The sequence below is a fragment of the Nocardioides sp. ChNu-153 genome (genome assembly GCF_030466625.1).
Taxonomy (GTDB): Bacteria; Actinomycetota; Actinomycetes; order Propionibacteriales; family Nocardioidaceae; genus Nocardioides.
Window position 1 is genome coordinate 50788 of sequence record NZ_JADEVT010000002.1, and the last position, 19494, is coordinate 70281.

Genomic DNA, 19494 nt, shown 5'->3' on the forward strand with positions numbered 1-19494 from the left:
CACTTTGATGACGGCCGAGTCCGACCTGCGCCGGTACCGCGAGCAGGCCATCCAGTTGCGGACGCAGATCAGCAAGGCGTCGGCGACCGTCGCCGACAAGCGGAAGAAGGCTGCCGCCGCTCGCGCTGCCGCCGACAAGACGAAGTCGGACGCCACAAGGCGGTCGAAGGCGCGCGAGGCCGAGTCGGCTGAGAAGGCAGCGAACGAAGGCGAGAAGAAGCGATCGTACCTGGAGAAGAAGCTCGCTGACGTCGAAAAGAAGATCGCCACGGCGCAGGGGAAGTACGACAAGGAGCAGCAGGCGAGCCAGAAGAAGGCGCTCGATGCGATCAAGAAGCAGAACGCGGCTGCTGCTCGCCAGTTCGCCCCACCTCGCCGCCTGGGTGATCCGCCGCGCGAACCCTTCGCTCCCGATCGTCATCCCGGCGGTCTCTCGCCCCGCGCGTTCGAGCCCTTCGTATCGGAGAACGATGTCTTCCTGTCCTACGCGAGTGAGGACAAGGACGAAGTTGCGCGGCCCCTCAAGGGAGCGCTGGAAGCACGCGGTCTCTCTGTCTGGTTCGACGAGATCAAGATCAAGGGCGGTCTGAGCATCCGCCAAGAGATTGAGAAGGGGATTGCCCGCGCTCGGTTCGGCGTCGTCATCCTTTCGCCGGACTTCTTCGCCAAGCAGTGGACGCAGGCGGAACTCGATGCCCTGTTCAGCAAGAAGACGAGTACTGGCGAAAACCTCATCCTGCCGGTCTGGCATCGAGTGACCAAGGATCAAGTGCACGCACAGTCGCCCCTGCTCGCTGGGATCTTGACTCTCAACACCTCGCTGATGACCGTCGACGAGTTGGCGGACGCCCTGGCCGAGGCTGTCCGTCCGTAGTGTCGGTCTCGGCCCGTCCGGCTTAGTTTCGCGACGCGTACCTGAGCGTCCCATACGAGCTCGACGTACCGGGCGACCCAGTACATCCGTGCTCACGAGCGCCGATGGACCGCTTCGAGCGCGTGGAGGTTCTTCTGATCGGCGTCGGGCAACGCGTGGAGGTACTTCTGCGTCGTCTGGATCTGGTGGTGGCCCATCCGGTCCATAACCGACTCGAGGTCCGATCCGCCGGCCAGCAGCCAGGAAGCGTGCGCGTGGCGGAGGTCGTGGACGCGGACGGGGAAGTCGACGCCGCTGGCCTGCACTGCGGGAAGCCAGACGCGGGTTCGGAAGCTGTTTCGGGAGATCGGCGTCCCGACCTTGGTGGTGAACAGCAGGTCGTCGCGGCCGATCTCTTTGACACGCATGTGCTCGGCGATCGCATCGAGCCAAGCCTGGCGAACGCCGAAGGTGCGGGGTTCGTTGCTCTTCGGGTAGGGCTTGACGATGAAGCGCTCGCCGGTGGGGGAGTGGGCCTTCGAGGTCTCCACGATCGTCTCCTCCACGCTGATCGTGCGGCGCAGGAAGTCGATGTGGCGAGGCCGCAGCGCGATCAGCTCGCCCCAGCGCATGCCAGTCTCGATGAACGTCTCCAGCATCAGCCGGTACTGCACTGGCACCGCGGCGACGAGTCGCTCGAACTCCTCTGGCGTCAGGGTCCGCGACTTCCGCGCGATCACCTTCGGCAGCTCAGTGTGGTCGCACGGGTTGTAGACGAGGACCCGGTCGCGGACCGCCCGACGGAAGATCGAGGACAGGAAGACGTGGTACTTCTTGATCGAGCGCGGCGAGAGACCCTCGTCGTACGCCGTGGTCACCCAGTCCTGGATCACCATCGGCGAGATCTTGTTGAGCTTCTTCTTCCCGAACGCCGGATAGAACTGCTTGTTCAGGTAGGAGACGTAGGAGGCCCGCGTCGTCACCTCGAGGTGCTTGTGGGGGAGCCACTCCTTCTCGACATAGTCGAAGAAGGTGTTCTCGCCCTGGCTCGCGTCGTGCCAGGAGCCGGACAGCACCCGCTGCTCCTCCCGGTGGGCAGCCCGCAGTGCCTCGCGGCGTGACGGGAACGATCCGGCCGACCGCTCGCGGCCGTCGGGGTCGCGGTAGCAGCCGGTGTAGGTGGTGCCGCGGGCACCGTGTCGTTCCTTGACCCAAGCCATCTGCGACCTCTTTCCTGGAGCGACCTCTTTCGCGGTGTAAGTCCACCTCCCTCGTCCGCAATTTGTCCGCAAACGTTGCCGGATGGCGCTGGATCGACACGGACGGCAGTGGAATCAAAAGTGGCCTTTGACCTGCGAGTTTACGCGAATCTGCCGCTCAGCGACAGGTGCCGCGACACGCCGCGAGAACTGCTCATAACCCAGAGGTCGCAGGTTCAAATCCTGCCCCCGCTACAAGGTCCGGCCCGGGAATCGAACACGATTCCCCGGGCCGGAGTCATTTCCGGGGTCCGGATGTCCCCCCGCCCACCGCGGCTCCGGGCGCCGGCGTCCACCGCGCCGGGTCGGTCGCGCGCGGGTACCGGGGGTCCGCCCACCCGTCGTACCGACCGGAGGAACTCCCCGTGCTCGACAACACACCGCTCGACGTCCTGCTGGTGGTCGCCGGCGCGCTCGTCGTCCTCGGGGTCCTCGTCGACGCCCTGATGACGACCCTGTCGGTGTCGGCGGGCGCCGGGCCACTCACCAGTCGGGTCGTCGGGGTCTGCTGGCGTGTCGCCGTACGCCGGCACCGGCAGGACGACGAGTCGTCGTTCCTCACCGGGGTGGGGTCGGTCCTCCTCGTCGGCACGGTGCTGACGTGGGTCCTGCTGCTGTGGACGGGATGGGCCCTGGTCCTCGCCGGGTCGGGCAGCGTGGTCGACTCCACGACCCGGGTCCCCGCGGGCGCGGCCGACGTCGTCTACTTCACCGGCTTCACGCTGTTCACCCTCGGCACGGGCGACTTCGTCGCCCACGACCCCGAGTGGCGGGAGGTGACGGCCCTCGCGAGCTTCTGCGGCCTCTTCATCGTCACCCTGGCGATCACCTACCTCATCTCCGTGGTGTCGGCGGTCGTCTCCCGGCGCGCCCTCGCCGTGCAGATCCACGCGCTGGGCGACACCGCCCCCGAGATGGTCGCCCGCGCGTGGGTCGGCGACCGGTTCAGCGACATGTTCGAGCAGCAGCTGATCGGCCTCCTGCCGGCCGTCGCCACCTCGGCCGAGCAGCACCTCGCCTACCCGGCGCTCGACTACTTCCACTCGAGCCGCCCGGCGCTCGCGGCCCCGACCGCGGTGGCGCAGCTCGACGAGGCGCTGACCGTCCTGACGCACGGCGTGCCGGAGACCGAGCGCCCGGACGCCAACGCGCTGCGGCCGTTGCGGTACGCCCTGAGCCGCTACCTCTCCGCCGCCGCCGACTCGGGCTGGCCCCGTGACGTGGAGCCCCCGCCCGCGCCGTCACTGGAGACGCTGCGCGAGGCCGGGGTACCCCTCGTGGCGACGGAGATCCTCCGGGCCGCGCTGGACGCCGAGGCCGACCGCCGGGTGCGGTTGCACCGCCTCGTCCTCAGCGACGGCTGGTCCTGGCCCGTGCCCTGACCGGCCGGCGCGGGCGCCGGTCGCCTCGTCGTCCCCGTCAGGGCTCGACGCGCAGCCCGATCCCGGCGGCGAGCAGCGGTGCCAGCGCCTCGAGCTGCTCGGGGGTGACGACAGCCCCGCCGAGGTCCATCGGCCCCTCGACCTCGCTGAGCGTGGCGCCCCGCAGGTCGACGTCACGCATCTCGCTGCGTCGTACGTCGAGACGCCCCACCCGCGTGCCGCTCAGGCGCACCCGCGACAGGCGGGCGTCGGCCAGGTCGAGCTCCTCCACGACACAGTCGGTGAGGGCGACGTCGACCAGCTCGGCGCCGCGCAGGTTGACGAAGCCGAGCTTGCAGCCGACGAGGTGCACCGAGCGCCAGCGTGACTCGTAGGCCTCCATCGAGCCGAGGCGCCCGGTCACCTCGACGTCGCGCCACTGCCCCCGGGAGGCGCGCACCACCGTCAGGTCGACGCCCTCGAGCCCCACGCCGGTGAGGCGCGCGCCGCCCAGGTCGGTCTCGTGGGCGGCCAGGTCGCGCAGGCGGACGTCGGTCAGCACCGCCCCGTCGAGGTCGAGGTGCTCGACCCGGACCTCGCTGACCTGCATGGCCTCGAGGTCGGCGCGGGGCCGGAGGTCGTCGGCGGAGCCGTCGGCGAGCCGCTCCAGGTAGGGCGCCTCGATGCGGGGCGCCGCCACCGCGGCGCGGCGCCGCGCGCTCACGCGAGCCGCGCGGGGAAGCCGCCGGTCGCGACCGGGCTCCACCGGGTCGGCGTGATGCGGATGATCGACTTGCCCTGGTCGAGCATCGCCTGCCGGTACTCGTCCCAGTCCGGGTGCTCGCCCGCGATGTTGCGGAAGTACTCCACGAACGCGTCGAGCGCCTCCGGCACGTCGAGCACCTCGCTCGTGCCGTCGACCTGCACCCACGGGCCGTCCCACTCGTCGGAGAGCACCACGACGCTGGCCTCCGGGCGGCGACGGGCGTTGCGCGTCTTCGCCCGCTCCGGGTACGTCGAGATGACGATGCGCCCGGCGTCGTCGAGGCCGCCGGTGACGGGGGAGGCCTGCGGCGACCCGTCGGCACGCCGGGTCAGCAGCACCATGCGGTGGCGCGGGCGCACGAAGTCCTGCAGGGCGGCGAGGTCGACGTCGGTGGTGGTGGCGATGGTGCGGGGCACGGCGCGGCTCCTCGGAAGGGTTGGCGGGGACCCTGCGATCCTGCCAGGCCCCTCAGCGCGCCAGCACGGCCAGGATCCGGTCGTGCAGCGCCGGCGGCAGCGCACCGGCGCGCTCGCGCACGTCGAGGCCGTGGTGCTCCGCCAGCCCCAGGAGGTCGCGGGCCCGGTCCTCGTCGGGCGCCCCGCCCTCACCGGTCAGCAGCATCACGCCCGCCGTGAACGCCGCCTGCGCGTGACCGCGGTCCGCGGCCCGCTCGTACAGCTCCACCGCACGAGCGGCGTCGGCCGGCACCCCGCGTCCGGTGGCGTGCATCGCCGCGAGGTTGTGCAGCGCCCGGGGATGGTCCTGCGCTGCCGCCTGCTCGAGGTGCTCCAGGGCGAGACGCGGGTCCCGCTCGACGCCCTGGCCCGTCCCGTGGAGCACCGAGAGCTCGAAGTGGGCGTCCGCGTTGCCCCGTCCCGCGGCCGTGCGGTGGTCCGTCGCGGCGGCCGCGGCGTCCTGCGGGTAGCCCCAGCCCTTGAACCGCATCCACCCGCGCAGCACGTGCGCGCGCCCGTCGGCGTCGTCGGCCACGAGCTGCTCGACGCGCGTGACGGCGTGGCGGGGGTCGCCGGTCCCGGCGAAGTAGGTCTCGCGCACCCAGCCGAGGGCCCCGTCGCGCGAGCCCGCGGCGTCGGCTCGTTGGTACGCCGCGATCGCCCGCGCCGGGTCGGGGGACCCGGTCCGCGGCGCGCGCCACCAGTCGCCCAGGTCGACCAGCGCCTCGCCGGTGCCGGCCCGCTCCCACAGCTCGACCAGGACGTCGGGTGCCTCGCCGGGCAGGAGGCCGATGAGGTGCTCGGAGCGCTCGAAGCAGCCGCGCACCTCGCGGGCCGCGGCGAGCAGCTCCGTGGGGGAGGTGTGCTCGCCGTTGAGCGCCTGCACCGCCCGGGCGTACGTCGGGCTGCCGCCGCGCGGGACGGTGCGCTGCGGGCGCGTCGCCCCGGAGGCCGCGGGAGCCGGGCCCGCCGGGCCCGCCGGGCCCGCCGGGGCCGCCTCTGCCTGTCGACGGTCGTGCTCGGCGGCGTCCCAGATCAAGTTGCCGGCCGGGTTGCGGAGGAACGCGGTGCGCCCGCCCGACCACACGGCGCGGAACCCGACGGGGAGCCCCAGGTAGCGGGTGAGCTCGGGTCGGCGCCGCCAGACCTCCTTCGCCGCCAGCACCTCGACGTCGGCGCTCGGGGTGGGCGAGGTGCCGACGTACCACCCGGAGTCGGGGTGCTCGCCCGGCTGACGGCGCAGCAGGTGGACCTCGGGGGCCTCGAGGGACCCCGGCTCGACCGCGACGGTCCGCAGGAAGTTGACGGAGTCCCGCTGCGCGCGGCAGAAGCCCACCATCTCGACCTGCTGGCGCATCACCTCGAGCGCGGGGTCCACGTTCCAGCTGGTCGCGTCCTCGACCCGACCGAGGTCGGAGGCGGCGACGCGCAGGCCGTCGCCCTCGCTGCTCCGGCTGAGCGCGGTCCACCAGAACCCGAACCAGATGCCGCGCCCGCCGGTGATGCGGTCGGCCGGCTGCCGGGTCCACGCGTCCACGAGCTGCTGGCCGAACGGGGCGAGCAACGGGGTCGTGCGCAGCCAGACGCGGGTGCCGTGGGCGTCGGCCTCGCACAGCACCGTGCCCTGCTGCGCGGCGGGCGGGGCCGGCGGGGCGGGAGGAGCCGGGGGGCTGGGGGAGCAGCGGACGCGGTGGTGGTCGTCGCGGGGGCAGGCGGGGCGGCGGGGGTCGGCGTACCGCTGGCCCACCAGCGCACGGCGTCGGCGTTCGGCGGGGGCCAGGGGTGCCGCGTGTTCGCGATCGGGTCCAGCGCGGTCACCTCCCCGTCGAGGCGCACCGCGACGTACCAGTGCCCGGGGCCCTGGTCGCGGTCCACCCCGACGAGCAGGTGGGTGGTGGGGTCGGCGTCGGCGAGCCGCGCCGCGACCTCGTCGGGCGTGGTCGGTCGCAACGGGCTGCCGACGAGGTCCTCGAGCTCGGCCTGGGTGGGCCCGGTCGGCTCGGCGGTGCCCCTCTCGCCGCCCCGCAGGACGCGGATCATCGCCGCCACGGCGGACGCGGCGTGGTTGAGCGGCCGCTCGGCCAGCGTCGCGAGGTCGCTGCGTCGGCCGTGCTGGTGGAAGTCGCGCATCTGCGCCGCGGTGAAGCACGACTCGCGGACGTAGACCGCCTGGTCGAGCCCCATGACGAGCTGCAGGCCGCCCCGCCCGGGGGTCCACACGTGGAAGAGGCCCGCCGCGACGTCGGCGTGGCTGTGGGTCGCCACCTCGCCGGGCAGGAGGCCGAGCAGCCTCCCGGCCGCGGTCGCGTGGAGGGGGAAGTCGTCCGTCCAGTGGGTGTCGCGCTCAGGCACGGAGCCCAGGGTGGTCCGCCGGGGCGGGCGCCAAACATCGGGCGACCAGCCGGGGCCGGTCCTTGTGAACGGGCCCGGGCGTGGGCATGCTGACACGAATCCCTCGCGGGAGTCCCTCTCAAGGAAGCAGGTGCGGCAATGGGTTACGGGTTCGGTGGTTTCTTGCTGGTGGTGGGTCTCGTCCTCGCCCTCGCGGTGCAGGACCGGGTCGAGGCCGTCGACCTGACCATGGTCGGCTGGATCATGGCCGGTGTCGGGCTCCTCGTCATCCTCCTGACCGCGCTGACGCTCAACCGTGGCGGCGGGGCGCGCTCGCGCACGACCGTCACCCACGCCGACGGCACGCAGAGCGTGCGCGACAGCCGCACAGACATCTGACCGGACGGCACGACGGCACGCAGCACTCGACGGGGGGACGAAGCGCGGAGGGGGGCCCCCCCGGGGGGGGGCCCCCCCGAGGAGACGGGGGGGGGGGGGGGGGGGGCCCCCGGTGGAGGCCGGCCTCCATTTTGCCCGCTCTCCTCTCCTTCCCGCCTCTGTGGTGGGGGGGGGTGGGGGGGGGGGGGGGGGGGGGGGGGGGGCCCCCCTCCGGTGCGTCCGGGTGGTGGTCGGCGGTCGCCAGCGTTGGCCGGCGGTGGCCGGCGGCGCTCAGCCCAGCAGGCGCGGGCGCTCCCACTCCTCGCCCAGCACGTGCTCGGCGAGGAACGCGAAGACCGTCTGGTACCAGACCTTCGCGTGCTGCGGCTTGAGGATCCAGTGGTTCTCGTCGGGGAAGTACAGGTACCGGTGCGGCATCGTGCCGTCCTCGGCGGCGTGGTGCTCCGCCAGGTCCGCCCACAGCCGGTTCCCCTCGCCGATCGGCACCCGGTAGTCCTTGTCGCCGTGGATCACGAGCATCGGCGTCGTGATCCGTTCCACGTGCGTGTGGGGCGAGTTCGCGGCCAGGCCCTCGTCGTCGAAGATCTCGTCCCAGTACGGCGCGCCGTCGGTCGTGCCGCGGAACTGGTCGAGCGCCCACAGGCTGGCGTGGGTGACGATCGCGTCGAAGCGGTCGGTGTGGCCGGCCACCCAGTTCGCCATGTAGCCGCCGAACGAGCCGCCCATCGCGGCGGTGCGGGTGGCGTCGACCTCCTCGCGCACGACGGTCGCGTCGGTGATCGCCATGAGGTCGGTGAAGGGCGCGCCGCCCCACGCGTTCCACCCGCGCGCGATGAAGTCGAGGCCGTAGCCCGTCGACAGCGCCGGGTCGGGCAGCAGCACGGCGTACCCCTGGGCCACGGCGAGCTGGGCGCACCAGCGCCAGCTCCAGGCGTTCCAGGAGTTCAGCGGGCCGCCGTGGATCCACAGCAGCAGCGGGGCCGGCGCCTGCGCCGACGCGGACGGCGGCACGAGCAGCCAGCCGCGCACGCGGGAGCCGTCCTCCGCGGTGGTCTCGACCTCGTCCATGCGGGCCACCGGGGCGGGCGGCGGTGCCGGGGTGGTCAGGGGCGTCACCGTGCCGTCGGGTGCGATGCGCACCGGGTGCGACGGCACCTGCCAGCTGGAGCGCAGGGCGACGAGCGTGCCGTCGCGGGGGTCGACCCGCACGTGGGAGTAGGCGTGGTCGTCGGTCGTCACCTGCACCACCGGGCCGCCGTCGAGCGGGACGCGGAAGACGGGCGCCCGCCCGTCCTGGTCGGCGACGACGACGAGGGCGGCGTCGTCGTGGTCGAACACGAGGCTGGCCGGCCAGCGGTCCCAGCCGTCGGCGAGGCGCCGCGGGTCGCTCCCGTCGATCCCGCTGACCCACAGCTCCTGGTCGGCCGGGCCGGCGGGCGTCGAGAACGCCGAGCGCACGTAGGCGACGAGCCGGCCGTCACGGCTGACGGTGGGTGACTCGACGTAGGTCGACGGCTCGTCGACCAGGGTCGTGCGGGCGCCGGTGGCGACGTCGACGGTCACCAGCGCGAACCGCTCCGCGCGGCCCTGCGGGCGTCGTACCGCCGCCACCAGGGTGCGCCCGTCGGGTGTCAGGGCGACCCCCGCGGTCGCCGCCGAGCGGCCCGGCCGGGGAGTGAGGTCGGTGGGGCGCAGGAGGTGGGCGGGGTACGGCGTGCCCGCCCCCGCGTCGTCGTCCGCGCCGTCGCCGGCGCCGTCGCCGTCCTCGCGGGCGGGCGGGACCACGGTCTCCGGACCGGCCGCGTCCAGGTCGAGGGCCAGCAGGTGGGGCTCGGCCGGTCCGAGGTCGTGGTCCCAGTGGCGCACCGGGTACCGCTCGTGGAGGATCGCCGTCACCTTGCGCCGGGCCCGCTCGGCGCGCAGCGCCGCGTCCTCCTCCAGGGTGGACGCACCCGGCAGCAGCGGGGCGTCGAGCACGACGGTGCCGCTCGCGAGGGCGGTGGCGGCGACCGCGTCGACCCCGCCCGCGAGCGCGGTCACGGGCCGGGCCTCGCCGCCACCGGCGGGCAGCAGCCACAGCTGGCCCACGGGCTTCCCGTCCTGCTCCGGCCCGCCGCCCCCGGTGCGTCCCGAGGTGAACAGCAGGTCGCCCGAGCCGGTGAAGGTGGCGCCGCCCTCGCCGGCGGCGCTGCGCGTGAGGCGCCGGGGCGTGCCGGTCCCGTCGGCGGCGACCTCCCACAGCGCCCGCTCGTAGCGGGTGCGGTCGTCGGTCAGCGTCGCCACGGTCAGCACCACCCGGGTGCCGTCGGGGGAGAGGGCGAGGCCCTCGACGCGGGGGAGGGCGAGGTAGTCGTCCAGGGAGGAGAAGGGTGCAGCATCCGAGAGGGTCACCGCCGCACGCTATCGACCCGGCGGGCCCGCCGCAGCGGCGGCGACGTCACGATGTGGACACGGCTCGCGGCCGCCCCGGCATGCTGGAGGGATGCAGGAGGTCCTCGACCGCGTCCTGGGCGACGTGGTCGCCCGCCAGCCGGCGCTCGACCCGCGACTGGTCGCGCTCACCGCCGTCCTGGCCGCGGTGCTGGTGGTGTGGCGCCCGGCGTGGCGGCGGGCCCGGCACGTGGTGACGATCGTGCACGAGGGCGGTCACGGCGTGGCCGCCCTCGCGAGCGGGCGCCGGCTCGAGGGCATCCGGCTGCACTCCGACACCTCCGGTCTCACCGTCTCCCGCGGTCGTCCGAGCGGTCCGGGGATGGTGGTGACCGCCGCCTCGGGGTACGTCGCGCCCAGCGTCCTCGGCCTCGTGGCCGCGGTCGTGCTCTCGCGGGGCTACGCCCTCGCGGCCCTGTGGGTGGCCCTCGGGCTCCTCGCGCTCCTGCTGCTGCAGATCCGCAACTTCTTCGGCCTGTACGCCGTGCTGCTGGCCGGGCTCGCCGTCTTCGCCGTGTCGTGGTGGGGCAGCGAGCAGCTGCGGGTGGGGGCGGCGTACCTGCTGACCTGGTTCCTGCTCCTGGCCGCCCCACGGCCGGTCGTCGAGCTGCAGGGGCAGCGGCGCCGGGGGCGCGCCCCGCACTCCGACGCCGACGTGCTGGGCCGGCTGACGCCGCTGCCCGGCGGCGCCTGGGTCGTCCTGCTGGGTGCCGCCACGGTCGCCGCGGCCGCGCTCGGCGGCTGGTTGCTGGCCGGGGCTGCCCGCGGCTGACGACGACGCGGCGGCGGGCGTCACCAGCGCCCGCCTAGGTTCGTGGACATGAGTGAGGAGCAGCTGCAGCCGCAGGACACGCTGGACGACCGCGGGGTGGACGACGTCCTGGACGAGGGGTTCTCCCCGCCGGAGCACCTGCGGGGCTCGAACCTGAAGGACGTGACGGCGGCCGGCGAGCTCGAGGGCGAGACGATCGACGAGCGCCTGCGCCAGGAGGAGCCCGAGGAGTGGGCGGGCCTCCAGGAGGAGCTGGACGCCGACGTCGTCGACGGTCCCGTGGGCGGCGAGGTCGGGGGTGCCCGCACGGGCCGCCTGGTCGCGGAGGCCGACGGCACCCGCGCCGACGAGGACCACCTCACGTACGCCGAGGACGAGGGCATCGACGGCGCCGGGGCCAGCGCCGAGGAGGCCGCCATGCACACCATCGACCCCGACGACGACCCGGTCTACTGACGTCCCGCCGGCCGCCCGCAGGGCCGGCACCGAGACGGGCGACGCCCCTGCATCCGGGTGGGTGCAGGGGCGTCGCCGTGTCTGGCCGTCGTGTCTGGCCGGAGCCGTGGGGAGCCTCAGTAGCGCTCGGCGCGGGCGGTCCAGCGCACCTGGACGCCGTTGTCGAGGGGGTAGCCGTAGCAGGCGCGCTCGACCTCGTCGCCCTCACCGCAGGCCATGCGCGACGACGCGTTGGCGAAGGTGACGTAGACGCGTCGCACCTGACCCGTCGTGAACGGCAGCACGACCGTGGTCGAGCCCGCCGTCAGGCGCAGCGGGATGCGCTGCACCCGGCCGGCGGCGTCGTAGACGGCGACGTACGCGCCCGGCGTCGTGGCCGAGGGCGGGGTCGTGAACTGGAAGCGCAGTCGGGTGCGCTGGCCCGTCGCCGCCGGGGAGACGTCGAGGCGCACGGACCGCGTCGTCTGCTGGCGCATCGCGAGCGTGGACCCGAAGGAGCGGCCCGGGGGCATCGTCACGTAGCCGTCGTTCGGCGCCGCGCCGTAGTCGCGCCCGTCGCGGTAGAAGAAGCCCGGCAGCTGGTTGGCCGCGCCGAAGCCGGCGTACTCCTGCCCGTACTCCCCGCGGGCCCCGTTGACGTCGCGGCTGTAGTACAGCGCGAACTTGAGCGCGACGAGCGAGTGGTAGTCGGTGCCCGTGGCGCCGGCCGCCGCCTCCCACGTGGTGCGCACGATGCGCGGCCCGAAGCGCTGCGTCAGGTACTCGAAGAACAGCCAGTTGCCGTAGGAGCTGTCGCCGAAGACGTCCATCGGCACGGACGGGTCACCGAGCTGGCCGTCCGGCAGGTACTGCTGGTTGTCGTCGACCTCCGGCGCGTACTGCTCCTCCATCCAGGTCGCGGTGGCCTCGTAGAGCCAGCCGTCCTCGTTCACGTCGTAGTTGAACTGGATGGCGTGGAAGAACTCGTGAGCCGCGGTGACCCGCAGGCTGTTGAGCGGGGTGTCGGGGAACTCGGCGTAGTCGTTGTCGAGCACGCAGTAGCTCGTGGCGCGCATCCCCGACTCGTCGGCGTACGCCTCCGGCATGCAGTAGCCGTAGACGCCCTGCGACGCGAGGTCGGTGAGGTAGACGTCGAACTTGGCGTTGCCGCCGCGGGTGCCGTCGGGCGCGGGGCCGCGGTAGGACTGCGTGCGGGTCTCGTAGTTCCAGACGTCCTGCAGGGTGCGCAGGGTCTGTGCGGCCCAGACGTCGGTCGCATGTCCCGCCGCAGTTTGCTCTGCCTGCTCCGCCGGGGTGGCGTCGCGCTCCACCGCCCGGTAATGCACACAGACGTTCGTCTGACAGCCCTTCGTCACGGGTGCATTCGTGGGATAGCCGTCCTGGCCTGGGTCTGCGGCCCCGTCGGTCGGGCGCGCAAGCAGGCGCTCAGCCTCGGCGAGCTCTGCGCCGCCGAGGCGGGGCTTGGCGCGGAAGAGGTCGCGCAGCGCGAGGGTGGGGGACTCCACCTCGCCGGTGGCGGGGTCGACGAGGTCGCCCTCCACGGCCGCCTGGGCGCGCTCGAGCGTCCGCGTGGCGACCTCGGGCGTGATGTCGGCCGGGTCGACCGGCAGCGGCACGGGGTCGGTGGGGTCCGCCGTCGTGACGGCGGCCGCGGGGACGGCGGTGGCCGCCTGGGCGGGCGTCGGGACCAGCGCCAGGGCGGCACCGAGCGTGGACAGGACGGCGGCCGCGGCGAGGGGCCGCGCGCGCTTGATCATGCGTTCTCCGGGGCGTCGTGAGGGGGCCGCCCGCGGGCGCGGGGGCGCGGCTCACCCTAGAGCCCCCGGGCCCCCGCCGCCGCCGTTCGTGCACAGCGGACCCGGAGCGGGCCGGCGTACGCGTTCGGGTGCCCCTCTATCGTGGGCCCGGCCCGTCCCCCCCGAGAGGAGCCGAGAGTGTCCACCGACCTGTTCACGGTGCCCGGCTCCGCCGAGGCCGACGTCGTCCGACGCCGCGACCTCAACCGCATGCGCGCGGTCGCGACCGGGCTGCTCGTCGTGGCCGCGATCGTCTACGTCGCCACCCACGGCCGCGACGGCGTGTGGGGGTTCGTGAACGCGGGCGCCGAGGCGTCGATGGTGGGCGCGATGGCCGACTGGTTCGCCGTCACCGCCCTGTTCCGCCACCCGCTGGGGCTGCCCATCCCGCACACGGCGCTCATCCCGCGGCGCAAGGACGAGCTGGGCCGCGGCCTGCAGGACTTCGTCAAGGAGAACTTCCTGGCCGAGGGCGTCGTGCGGGACCGGCTCGCCGCCGCCCAGGTCGCGCGACGCGTGGGGGAGTGGGTCGAGGACCCCGAGCACGCCCGGCGCGTGGTGCGCGAGGTGTCCGACCTGGCCGTCATCGCGCTCGGCAAGGTGCAGGACCGCCACGTCGCCGAGATCGCCGACACCGTCCTGCTGCCGCGGTTCCGCGAGGAGCCCATCGCGCCCATCGCCTCGGCGCTGCTCGGCGAGATGGTCGAGGACGACCTCCACCACGGCCTCGTCGACCTGGCGCTCACCGAGCTGGTGCGCTGGCTGGAGAAGAACGAGGAGACCTTCACCGAGGTGCTGGGCGAGCGTGCCCCCTGGTGGAGCCCGCCGAAGCTCAACGACGCGGTCACGCAGCGCGTGCACCAGGAGGCGATCCGCTGGGTGCAGGACATCCAGGCCGACCCCGGGCACCGGGCGCGGCAGGCCCTCGACTCCATGCTCACCGACCTCGCCCACGACCTGGCGCACGACCGGGCGACCGCCGAGCGGGCCGAGCGGCTGAAGCTCCGCGTGCTCGACCACCCGCAGGTGCTCGCGACCGGGGTGTCGCTGTGGAAGGCCTTCCAGCGGGCGCTGGAGGCGGGCCTGCGCGAGGAGGCCAGCATGCTCCGGGTGCGCCTGGAGCACGAGATCGTCGCCCTGGGTCGCCGCATGCGCACCGACGACGTCCTGCGCGAGCGCATCGAGCGCCGGCTCGCCGACGCCGTGGTCTTCGCCGTCGGCCGCTACGGCGCCGAGCTGACCGACGTCATCACGACGACGATCCAGCGCTGGGACGGCGACGAGGCCGCCCGCAAGATCGAGCTGCACGTCGGGCGCGACCTGCAGTTCATCCGCATCAACGGCACGGTCGTGGGCGGGCTCGTCGGCGTGCTCATCCACACCGTCGCGGTGCTGCTGCCCTAGGGGGCGGCTCCCCCGAGCGGGGCGCCGCGCTTCGTCGTACGACGCGCCGCGGTGTTGGATGGTGGGGTGAGCGAGCCCTTCGACGTCCCCGTCCGCGACGGATCGATCCGTCTCGGCCAGTTCCTCAAGCTGGCCAACCTGGTCGAGTCGGGCGCCCAGGCCAAGCCCGTCATCGCCGAGGGCAAGGTGCGGGTCAACGGGGAGGTCGAGCTGCGCCGCGGGCGGCAGCTGACCACGGGCGACGTCGTGAGCCTGGAGGGCCAGAGTGCACGGGCCGTCGACGCCGCGACGTACGACGACGGCCTGCCCTGGTGAGGACAGGCCGCCGTCGGGGCTGAGCCGGGTGCCGGCCGGGCCGGCCGGTGCGGGGTGCGGTCAGGAGACGCCGAGCAGGTCGACGACGAAGATCAGCGTCTCGCCCGGCTTGATGACGCCGCCGGCGCCGCGGTCGCCGTACCCGAGGTGCGGCGGGATGACGAGCTGGCGGCGACCTCCGACCTTCATGCCCTGCACGCCGGTGTCCCAGCCGGAGATGACCTGGCCGATGCCGAGGCGGAACTGCAGCGGGGTGCCGCGGTCGTACGACGCGTCGAACTCCTCGCCGGTGGAGTGGGCGACGCCCACGTAGTGCACGGAGACGGTCTGGCCGGCCTTGGCCTCCTCGCCCTCGCCGACGGTGACGTCGGTGATGACCAGGTCGGTCGGCGGGTCGAAGTCGGGGAACTCGATCTCGGGCTTGTCCATGCCCGCCAGCCTAGCCACGGCCCGCCGAGCCGTTCGACCGGCCCGGCGCTCACCCCTGGTGCACGTAGGCGTCGAGCTGGTCGCGCTCGAAGGCCAGCTCGTCGAGGCGCGCCTTCACGACGTCGCCGATGCTGACGATGCCGACCAGCGCGCCGTCCTCCAGCACCGGCACGTGGCGCACGCGGTGCTCGGTCATGACCCGCATGACGTCGGCCGTCGTGTCCTGGAGCGCGCACGTGTGGACGACCGCGGTCATGATCGCCTCGACCGGGCGCTCCAGCAGGGGGACCTCGTCGGCCGCGGACCCGGCGGCCAGGCGGCGCACGACGTCGCGCTCGCTGGCGATGCCGGCGAGCCCGCCGCCCCCGTCCAGCACCACGACGGCGCCGATGCCGTGCTCGGTGAGGAGGGCCACGAGGTCGGCCACGCCGGCGTCGGGCCGGGTGGTGACGACCCGGCCGCGTCGGACCACGTCCTGGATGCGCACGACGACCTCCGTCCCGCCCCGGAGGCCCGGGGCCCGTCGGCCCACCCTAGGTGTGACCTGCGTCACGGGGAAGGGCCTCAGCGGGGTCGCAGCTGGCGGACGGTGCCGCCGGAGCCGGCCGGGCGGTGCCCCGGGTCGTCGGGGTCCTCGCCCCCGGCGGTGCCGAGGAACCCGAGGACCGGCTCGTGCAGGTGCCCGTTCGACGCGAGCGCGTTGCCGCCCCAGGGGCCGTCGTCGCCCGCGAGGCTGGTGAACGCGCCGCCGGCCTCGCGCACGATGACGTCGAGGGCGGCCATGTCGTAGACCTCGAGCTCGGGCTCGGCGGCGACGTCGACCGCGCCCTCGGCGACGAGCATGTAGGACCAGAAGTCGCCGTAGGCCCGGGTGCGCCACACGCTGCGCGACAGGGCGAGGAAGTCCTCCAGCCGGCCGCGCTCGTCCCAGCCGGTCAGCGAGCTGTAGGACAGCGACGCGTCGCCCAGGTCGCGCACCGCCGAGACCTCGCAACGGGTGGCCTTGAGCAGCGACTTCCCGGTCCACGCGCCCTGGCCGGCCGCCGCCCACCAGCGGCGCTGCAGCGCCGGCGCCGACACCACGCCGGCGACCACGACGCCGTCGACCTCGAGGCCGATGAGCGTCGCCCAGACCGGCACGCCGCGCACGAAGTTCTTCGTGCCGTCGATCGGGTCGACGATCCAGCGTCGCCCGCCCTGGCCGGGGGTGGAGCCCTCCTCCTCGCCGAGCACGGCGTCGCGGGAGCGCACGCGGCCGAGCTTCGCGCGGATCGCCGACTCCACCGCCCGGTCCGCGTCGGTGACGGGCGTGAGGTCGGGCTTGCTCATGACGTGGAGGTCCATGGCCTTGAACCGGTCGAGGCTGATGGAGTCGGCGTCGTCGGCCAGCAGGTGGGCGAGGCGGAGGTCGTCGGTGTGGTCGACCGCGCCGGCAGCAGGAGCCATGGGCCCGAGGCTATCGGCCGTCGTCCCCGGCCGGGGGCGCCCGTCAGTAGTCGGTGCGCTCGCGGGCGGCCAGCAGCCGCCGGAAGGACCCCACGCGGTCGGGGTCGGCCTCGCCGCGCTCGACGGCGGTGTCGAGACCGCACTCCGGCTCCTCGGTGCCGTGCGTGCACCCCCGGGGGCAGTCCTCGGTCATCTCGTCGAGGTCGGGGAACGCCTCGATCAGGTGCTCGGGCTGCACGTGGGCGAGGCCGAACGAGCGGATGCCGGGGGTGTCGACGATCCAGCCGTCGGGCGTCGTGCCCTCCGCCGCGGGCAGGGCCAGCATGATCGCGGAGGTCGAGGTGTGCCGGCCCCGGCCCGTCACGTCGTTGACCCGGCCGACGTCGCGGTGCGCGTCCGGGACGAGCCGGTTGACCAGCGTCGACTTGCCCACGCCGCTGTGGCCGACGAGCACGCTGGTGCGCCCGGCGAGACGCTCCCGCACCTCGCTGACGTCGGCCCCCTTCTGCGTGACGAGCCACGGCACGCCCAGCGAGCGGTACGTCGAGAGCAGCGTCTCCGGGTCGGCCAGGTCGGCCTTGGTGAGCACGAGCAGCGGTGACATGCGGGCGTCGTACGCCGCGACGAGGGCCCGGTCGATGAGGCCCGAGCGGGGCTCGGGGTTCGCGAGGGCGGTGACGATGACGAGCTGGTCGGCGTTCGCGACGATGACGCGCTCGACGGGGTCGTCGTCGTCGGCCGTGCGGCGCAGGACGGTACGACGCTCCTCGACCACCACGATCCGCGCGAGCGACCCGGGCTCGCCCGAGCTGTCGCCGACGAGGCGCACCCGGTCGCCCACGACGACCGCCTTGCGCCCCAGCGAGCGCGCCTTCATCGCGGTCACCGGCTGCTCGGGGTCGCCCCCGTCGAGCAGCAGCGTGTAGCGCCCGCGGTCGACGCGCACGACGGTGCCGTTCTCGGCCTCGGCGTAGTCGGGCCGGTCCTTCGTGCGGGGACGGGTGCGCCGGCGGGGGCGCTCGTAGTGCTCCTGGTCGAAGCGGTCGTACCCGCGTGCCACGTCAGGCCCCGGCCGTCCCGGGCTCCGCGGTGAGCGCCGTCCAGGCATCCGCGAAGTCGGGGAACGTCTTGCCGGTGGTGGCCACGTCCTCGACCAGCACCCCGTCGGTGACGGCTCCGACGACGACGCCCGCGTGGGCCATGCGGTGGTCGGCGTAGGTGCGGAACACGCCGCCGCGCAGGGGGGCGGGGCGGAACACGAGGCCGTCGGGGGTCTCGGTGACGTCGGCGCCGAGCCCGGCGAGCTCCGTGGCCAGCGCGGTGATGCGGTCGGTCTCGTGGTGGCGGATGTGCGCGACGCCCCGCAGCGTCGACGGCCCGTCGGCGAGGGCGCAGAGGGCGGCGACGACGGGGGTGAGCTCACCGACGTCGTGGAGGTCGAGGTCGACCCCGGAGAGGCGCTCGGGGCCGGTGACGCGCAGGCCGTCGGGGCCGAGGGCGACGGTGCAGCCCATCTCCGTGAGGATGCCGCGCAGGGCGTCGCCGGCCTGGGTGGTGGTGCTCGGCCAGTCGCGCACGACCACGGTGCCGCCGGTGGCCGCGGCGAGCGCGACGAACGGCCCGGCGTTCGACAGGTCGGGCTCGATGAGGTGGTCGACGGGCCGCACGGGCCCCGGCGCGACGCGCCAGCGGTCGGGCACCGTGTCGTCGACCTCGACGCCGTGGGCGCGCAGCACCGTCGTCGTCATCGCGACGTGGGGGAGCGAGGGCACGGGTCCGCCGCGGTGCCGCACCTCCACGCCCTCGTCGAAGCGCGCGCCGGCGAGCAGCAGGGCGGAGACGAACTGCGAGGAGGCCGAGGCGTCGACGACGACCTCGCCGCCGCGCACGGCACCGGACCCGACCACGGTGAAGGGGAGCGCGCCCCGGCCGCCGTCCTCGATCGTCACGCCGAGGTCGCGGAGCGCGGTCAGCACGGTGCCGATCGGGCGGGTGCGCATGTGCGGGTCGCCGTCGAAGGCGACCCGGCCGTGCACGAGGCCGGCGACGGGCGGGACGAAGCGCATGACGGTGCCCGCGAGGCCGCAGTCGACGGACGCGTCGGTGCTGGTCCCGCCCGCCGCCAGCGGCTCGACCGTCCAGTCCTCGCCGCCGGTGTCGACCCGCGCGCCGAGCGCGGTCAGCGCGCCGGCCATGAGCAGGGTGTCGCGCGAGCGGAGGGCACGACGTACGACGGAGGGGCCGGAGGCCAGCGCCGCCAGCACCAGCGCCCGGTTGGTCAGCGACTTGCTGCCGGGCAGCGACACCACGGTGTCGACCGCGTGGCGCACGCGCGGGGCGGGCCAGGGGTCGGCCGGGGACGCAGCAGGGGCCGGGGTCGTCACGGTCGGCAGATTACCGACCCTGGATGACCCCGGCCCCCGCGGCGTGTCGCCGGTGTGGTGCCGGCGCGGCGTGGGTGCGGCTCAGGCGACCTTGGCCCGGGCGAGCTTCGCCTCGCGCTTGGCGCTCTTGGCGAGGGTGCGCGACTGCCGCTGGGCGTCCTTGGCGGCGCGACGTGCGCGCCAGGCGAGGCCGGGCTTGCCCTCGGTGTCGACGGCGGCGAGCACGAGGCCGCCGATGATCGAGAGGTTCTTGAGGAAGTGGGCCTGGTGGTCGGCGCGCGCCGCGCGGTCGCTCTCCGCCCAGAAGGGGTGGTCGGCGACCGTGGCGGGCACGAGGGTCGCCGCGAGGACCATGGCGGACACGCGCGGCGCGCGGCCGGTGGCGAGGGTGAAGCCGCCGAGCACGCTGACCGCGGCCGTGGCCTTGACCAGGGTGGCGGCGTCGCTCGGGACGGGGGCGCCGGCCTGCTGCACCTTGGGCACGATCTTGTCGGTCACCTTCGAGGCCTTGGCCGCGAGGTCGTCGGCGTTGCGGAAGGCGTTCACGCCGCCGACGACGAACACCGAGGCGAGCAGCGGACGGGCGATCAGTCGCGTGAGGGTCATGCGCTCCTTCCTACACGACGCGGCCCAGCACA

Annotated in this window: 19 protein-coding genes; 7 read left to right on the forward strand and 12 right to left on the reverse strand. The window is 74.2% G+C overall.

Annotation, left to right across the window (positions count from 1 at the left end):
* Nucleotides 1–7 precede the first annotated feature (7 nt).
* Nucleotides 8–874: a TIR domain-containing protein gene (locus INN71_RS04090; protein WP_277500016.1), complete on the forward strand. Its 867-nt coding sequence runs from the start codon at nucleotides 8–10 to the stop codon at nucleotides 872–874.
* 92 nt (nucleotides 875–966) lie between these two features.
* On the opposite strand, the gene INN71_RS04095 is transcribed toward INN71_RS04090, so the two are convergent.
* Nucleotides 967–2073 carry a tyrosine-type recombinase/integrase gene (locus tag INN71_RS04095; RefSeq protein ID WP_301799739.1) on the reverse strand — a complete coding sequence of 369 codons (1107 nt, stop codon included), beginning with the start codon at nucleotides 2071–2073 and terminating at the stop codon, nucleotides 967–969.
* A gap of 404 nt (nucleotides 2074–2477) precedes the next feature.
* Here INN71_RS04095 and INN71_RS04100 point away from each other — a divergent pair, with 404 nt between their 5' ends.
* A complete protein-coding gene (locus INN71_RS04100; protein WP_301799740.1) occupies nucleotides 2478–3494 on the forward strand; it encodes an ion channel in 1017 nt (338 codons plus the stop codon).
* 37 nt (nucleotides 3495–3531) lie between these two features.
* Here the strand turns inward: INN71_RS04100 and INN71_RS04105 are convergent, their stop codons facing one another.
* The 3 genes from INN71_RS04105 to INN71_RS04115 are packed head-to-tail and all read right to left on the reverse strand — an operon-like array spanning nucleotide 3532 to nucleotide 6441.
* Nucleotides 3532–4197, reverse strand: a complete 666-nt coding sequence (locus INN71_RS04105) for a pentapeptide repeat-containing protein (protein WP_277498363.1) — start codon at nucleotides 4195–4197, stop codon at nucleotides 3532–3534.
* A complete protein-coding gene (locus INN71_RS04110) occupies nucleotides 4194–4655 on the reverse strand; it encodes a PPOX class F420-dependent oxidoreductase (protein ID WP_277498364.1) in 462 nt (153 codons plus the stop codon). The genes INN71_RS04105 and INN71_RS04110 overlap by 4 nt, the downstream gene beginning before the upstream one ends.
* A gap of 52 nt (nucleotides 4656–4707) precedes the next feature.
* A complete protein-coding gene (locus INN71_RS04115; protein WP_277498365.1) occupies nucleotides 4708–6441 on the reverse strand; it encodes a tetratricopeptide repeat protein in 1734 nt (577 codons plus the stop codon).
* Nucleotides 6442–7184: 743 nt separating this feature from the next.
* On the opposite strand from INN71_RS04115, the gene INN71_RS04120 reads away from it, so the two are divergent.
* Nucleotides 7185–7424: a DUF6458 family protein gene (locus INN71_RS04120; RefSeq protein WP_277498366.1), complete on the forward strand. Its 240-nt coding sequence runs from the start codon at nucleotides 7185–7187 to the stop codon at nucleotides 7422–7424.
* A gap of 270 nt (nucleotides 7425–7694) precedes the next feature.
* Here the strand turns inward: INN71_RS04120 and INN71_RS04125 are convergent, their stop codons facing one another.
* Complete coding sequence (locus INN71_RS04125; protein ID WP_277498367.1) at nucleotides 7695–9815, reverse strand: alpha/beta fold hydrolase; 2121 nt, start codon at nucleotides 9813–9815, stop codon at nucleotides 7695–7697.
* A 91-nt stretch (nucleotides 9816–9906) separates the two neighbouring features.
* Here INN71_RS04125 and INN71_RS04130 point away from each other — a divergent pair, with 91 nt between their 5' ends.
* Together INN71_RS04130 and INN71_RS04135 are read left to right on the forward strand one after the other, a co-directional pair.
* The gene (locus tag INN71_RS04130; RefSeq protein ID WP_277498369.1) at nucleotides 9907–10626 is read left to right on the forward strand and encodes a M50 family metallopeptidase; all 720 of its coding nucleotides are present in this window, start codon (nucleotides 9907–9909) and stop codon (nucleotides 10624–10626) included.
* A 48-nt stretch (nucleotides 10627–10674) separates the two neighbouring features.
* Nucleotides 10675–11082 carry a DUF5709 domain-containing protein gene (locus INN71_RS04135; protein ID WP_277498370.1) on the forward strand — a complete coding sequence of 136 codons (408 nt, stop codon included), beginning with the start codon at nucleotides 10675–10677 and terminating at the stop codon, nucleotides 11080–11082.
* Nucleotides 11083–11198: 116 nt separating this feature from the next.
* Here INN71_RS04135 and INN71_RS04140 read toward each other — a convergent pair whose 3' ends face one another.
* Nucleotides 11199–12839 (reverse strand): MXAN_6640 family putative metalloprotease, encoded by a 1641-nt coding sequence (locus INN71_RS04140; protein WP_277498371.1) that lies wholly within the window; start codon nucleotides 12837–12839, stop codon nucleotides 11199–11201.
* Nucleotides 12840–13016: 177 nt separating this feature from the next.
* Between INN71_RS04140 and INN71_RS04145 the strand changes: the two genes are divergently transcribed.
* The gene (locus INN71_RS04145) at nucleotides 13017–14282 is read left to right on the forward strand and encodes a DUF445 domain-containing protein (protein WP_277498372.1); all 1266 of its coding nucleotides are present in this window, start codon (nucleotides 13017–13019) and stop codon (nucleotides 14280–14282) included.
* Nucleotides 14283–14348: 66 nt separating this feature from the next.
* Complete coding sequence (locus INN71_RS04150) at nucleotides 14349–14597, forward strand: RNA-binding S4 domain-containing protein (protein WP_277498373.1); 249 nt, start codon at nucleotides 14349–14351, stop codon at nucleotides 14595–14597.
* A gap of 60 nt (nucleotides 14598–14657) precedes the next feature.
* Here INN71_RS04150 and INN71_RS04155 read toward each other — a convergent pair whose 3' ends face one another.
* The 6 genes from INN71_RS04155 to INN71_RS04180 all read right to left on the reverse strand — a co-directional run bounded on the left by INN71_RS04155 (nucleotide 14658) and on the right by INN71_RS04180 (nucleotide 19462).
* Nucleotides 14658–15026, reverse strand: coding sequence for an FKBP-type peptidyl-prolyl cis-trans isomerase (locus INN71_RS04155; RefSeq protein ID WP_277498374.1), 369 nt, complete (start codon nucleotides 15024–15026; stop codon nucleotides 14658–14660).
* 49 nt (nucleotides 15027–15075) lie between these two features.
* On the reverse strand, nucleotides 15076–15513 hold the full coding sequence (locus INN71_RS04160; RefSeq protein WP_277498375.1) for a CBS domain-containing protein: 438 nt from the start codon (nucleotides 15511–15513) through the stop codon (nucleotides 15076–15078).
* Between the two features lie 77 nt (nucleotides 15514–15590).
* On the reverse strand, nucleotides 15591–16472 hold the full coding sequence (locus INN71_RS04165) for an inositol monophosphatase family protein (RefSeq protein ID WP_277498376.1): 882 nt from the start codon (nucleotides 16470–16472) through the stop codon (nucleotides 15591–15593).
* A gap of 43 nt (nucleotides 16473–16515) precedes the next feature.
* Nucleotides 16516–17532, reverse strand: coding sequence for a ribosome small subunit-dependent GTPase A (gene rsgA, locus INN71_RS04170; protein ID WP_277498377.1), 1017 nt, complete (start codon nucleotides 17530–17532; stop codon nucleotides 16516–16518).
* 1 nt (nucleotide 17533) lies between these two features.
* The gene (aroA, locus tag INN71_RS04175; protein WP_277498379.1) at nucleotides 17534–18856 is read right to left on the reverse strand and encodes a 3-phosphoshikimate 1-carboxyvinyltransferase; all 1323 of its coding nucleotides are present in this window, start codon (nucleotides 18854–18856) and stop codon (nucleotides 17534–17536) included.
* An 81-nt stretch (nucleotides 18857–18937) separates the two neighbouring features.
* Complete coding sequence (locus INN71_RS04180; RefSeq protein ID WP_277498380.1) at nucleotides 18938–19462, reverse strand: DoxX family protein; 525 nt, start codon at nucleotides 19460–19462, stop codon at nucleotides 18938–18940.
* Between the last annotated feature and the right edge of the window lie 32 nt (nucleotides 19463–19494).

What these genes read in the sequence shown, in the direction of transcription:
- INN71_RS04120 (WP_277498366.1), top strand. Translation starts at nt 7,185, where the DNA reads ATGGGTTACGGGTTCGGTGGTTTCTTGCTGGTGGTGGGTCTCGTCCTC.
- INN71_RS04155 (WP_277498374.1), bottom strand. Translation starts at nt 15,026, where the DNA reads ATGGACAAGCCCGAGATCGAGTTCCCCGACTTCGACCCGCCGACCGAC.
- INN71_RS04165 (WP_277498376.1), bottom strand. Translation starts at nt 16,472, where the DNA reads ATGGCTCCTGCTGCCGGCGCGGTCGACCACACCGACGACCTCCGCCTC.
- INN71_RS04130 (WP_277498369.1), top strand. Translation starts at nt 9,907, where the DNA reads ATGCAGGAGGTCCTCGACCGCGTCCTGGGCGACGTGGTCGCCCGCCAG.
- INN71_RS04135 (WP_277498370.1), top strand. Translation starts at nt 10,675, where the DNA reads ATGAGTGAGGAGCAGCTGCAGCCGCAGGACACGCTGGACGACCGCGGG.
- INN71_RS04095 (WP_301799739.1), bottom strand. Translation starts at nt 2,073, where the DNA reads ATGGCTTGGGTCAAGGAACGACACGGTGCCCGCGGCACCACCTACACC.
- INN71_RS04140 (WP_277498371.1), bottom strand. Translation starts at nt 12,839, where the DNA reads ATGATCAAGCGCGCGCGGCCCCTCGCCGCGGCCGCCGTCCTGTCCACG.
- INN71_RS04180 (WP_277498380.1), bottom strand. Translation starts at nt 19,462, where the DNA reads ATGACCCTCACGCGACTGATCGCCCGTCCGCTGCTCGCCTCGGTGTTC.
- INN71_RS04090 (WP_277500016.1), top strand. Translation starts at nt 8, where the DNA reads ATGACGGCCGAGTCCGACCTGCGCCGGTACCGCGAGCAGGCCATCCAG.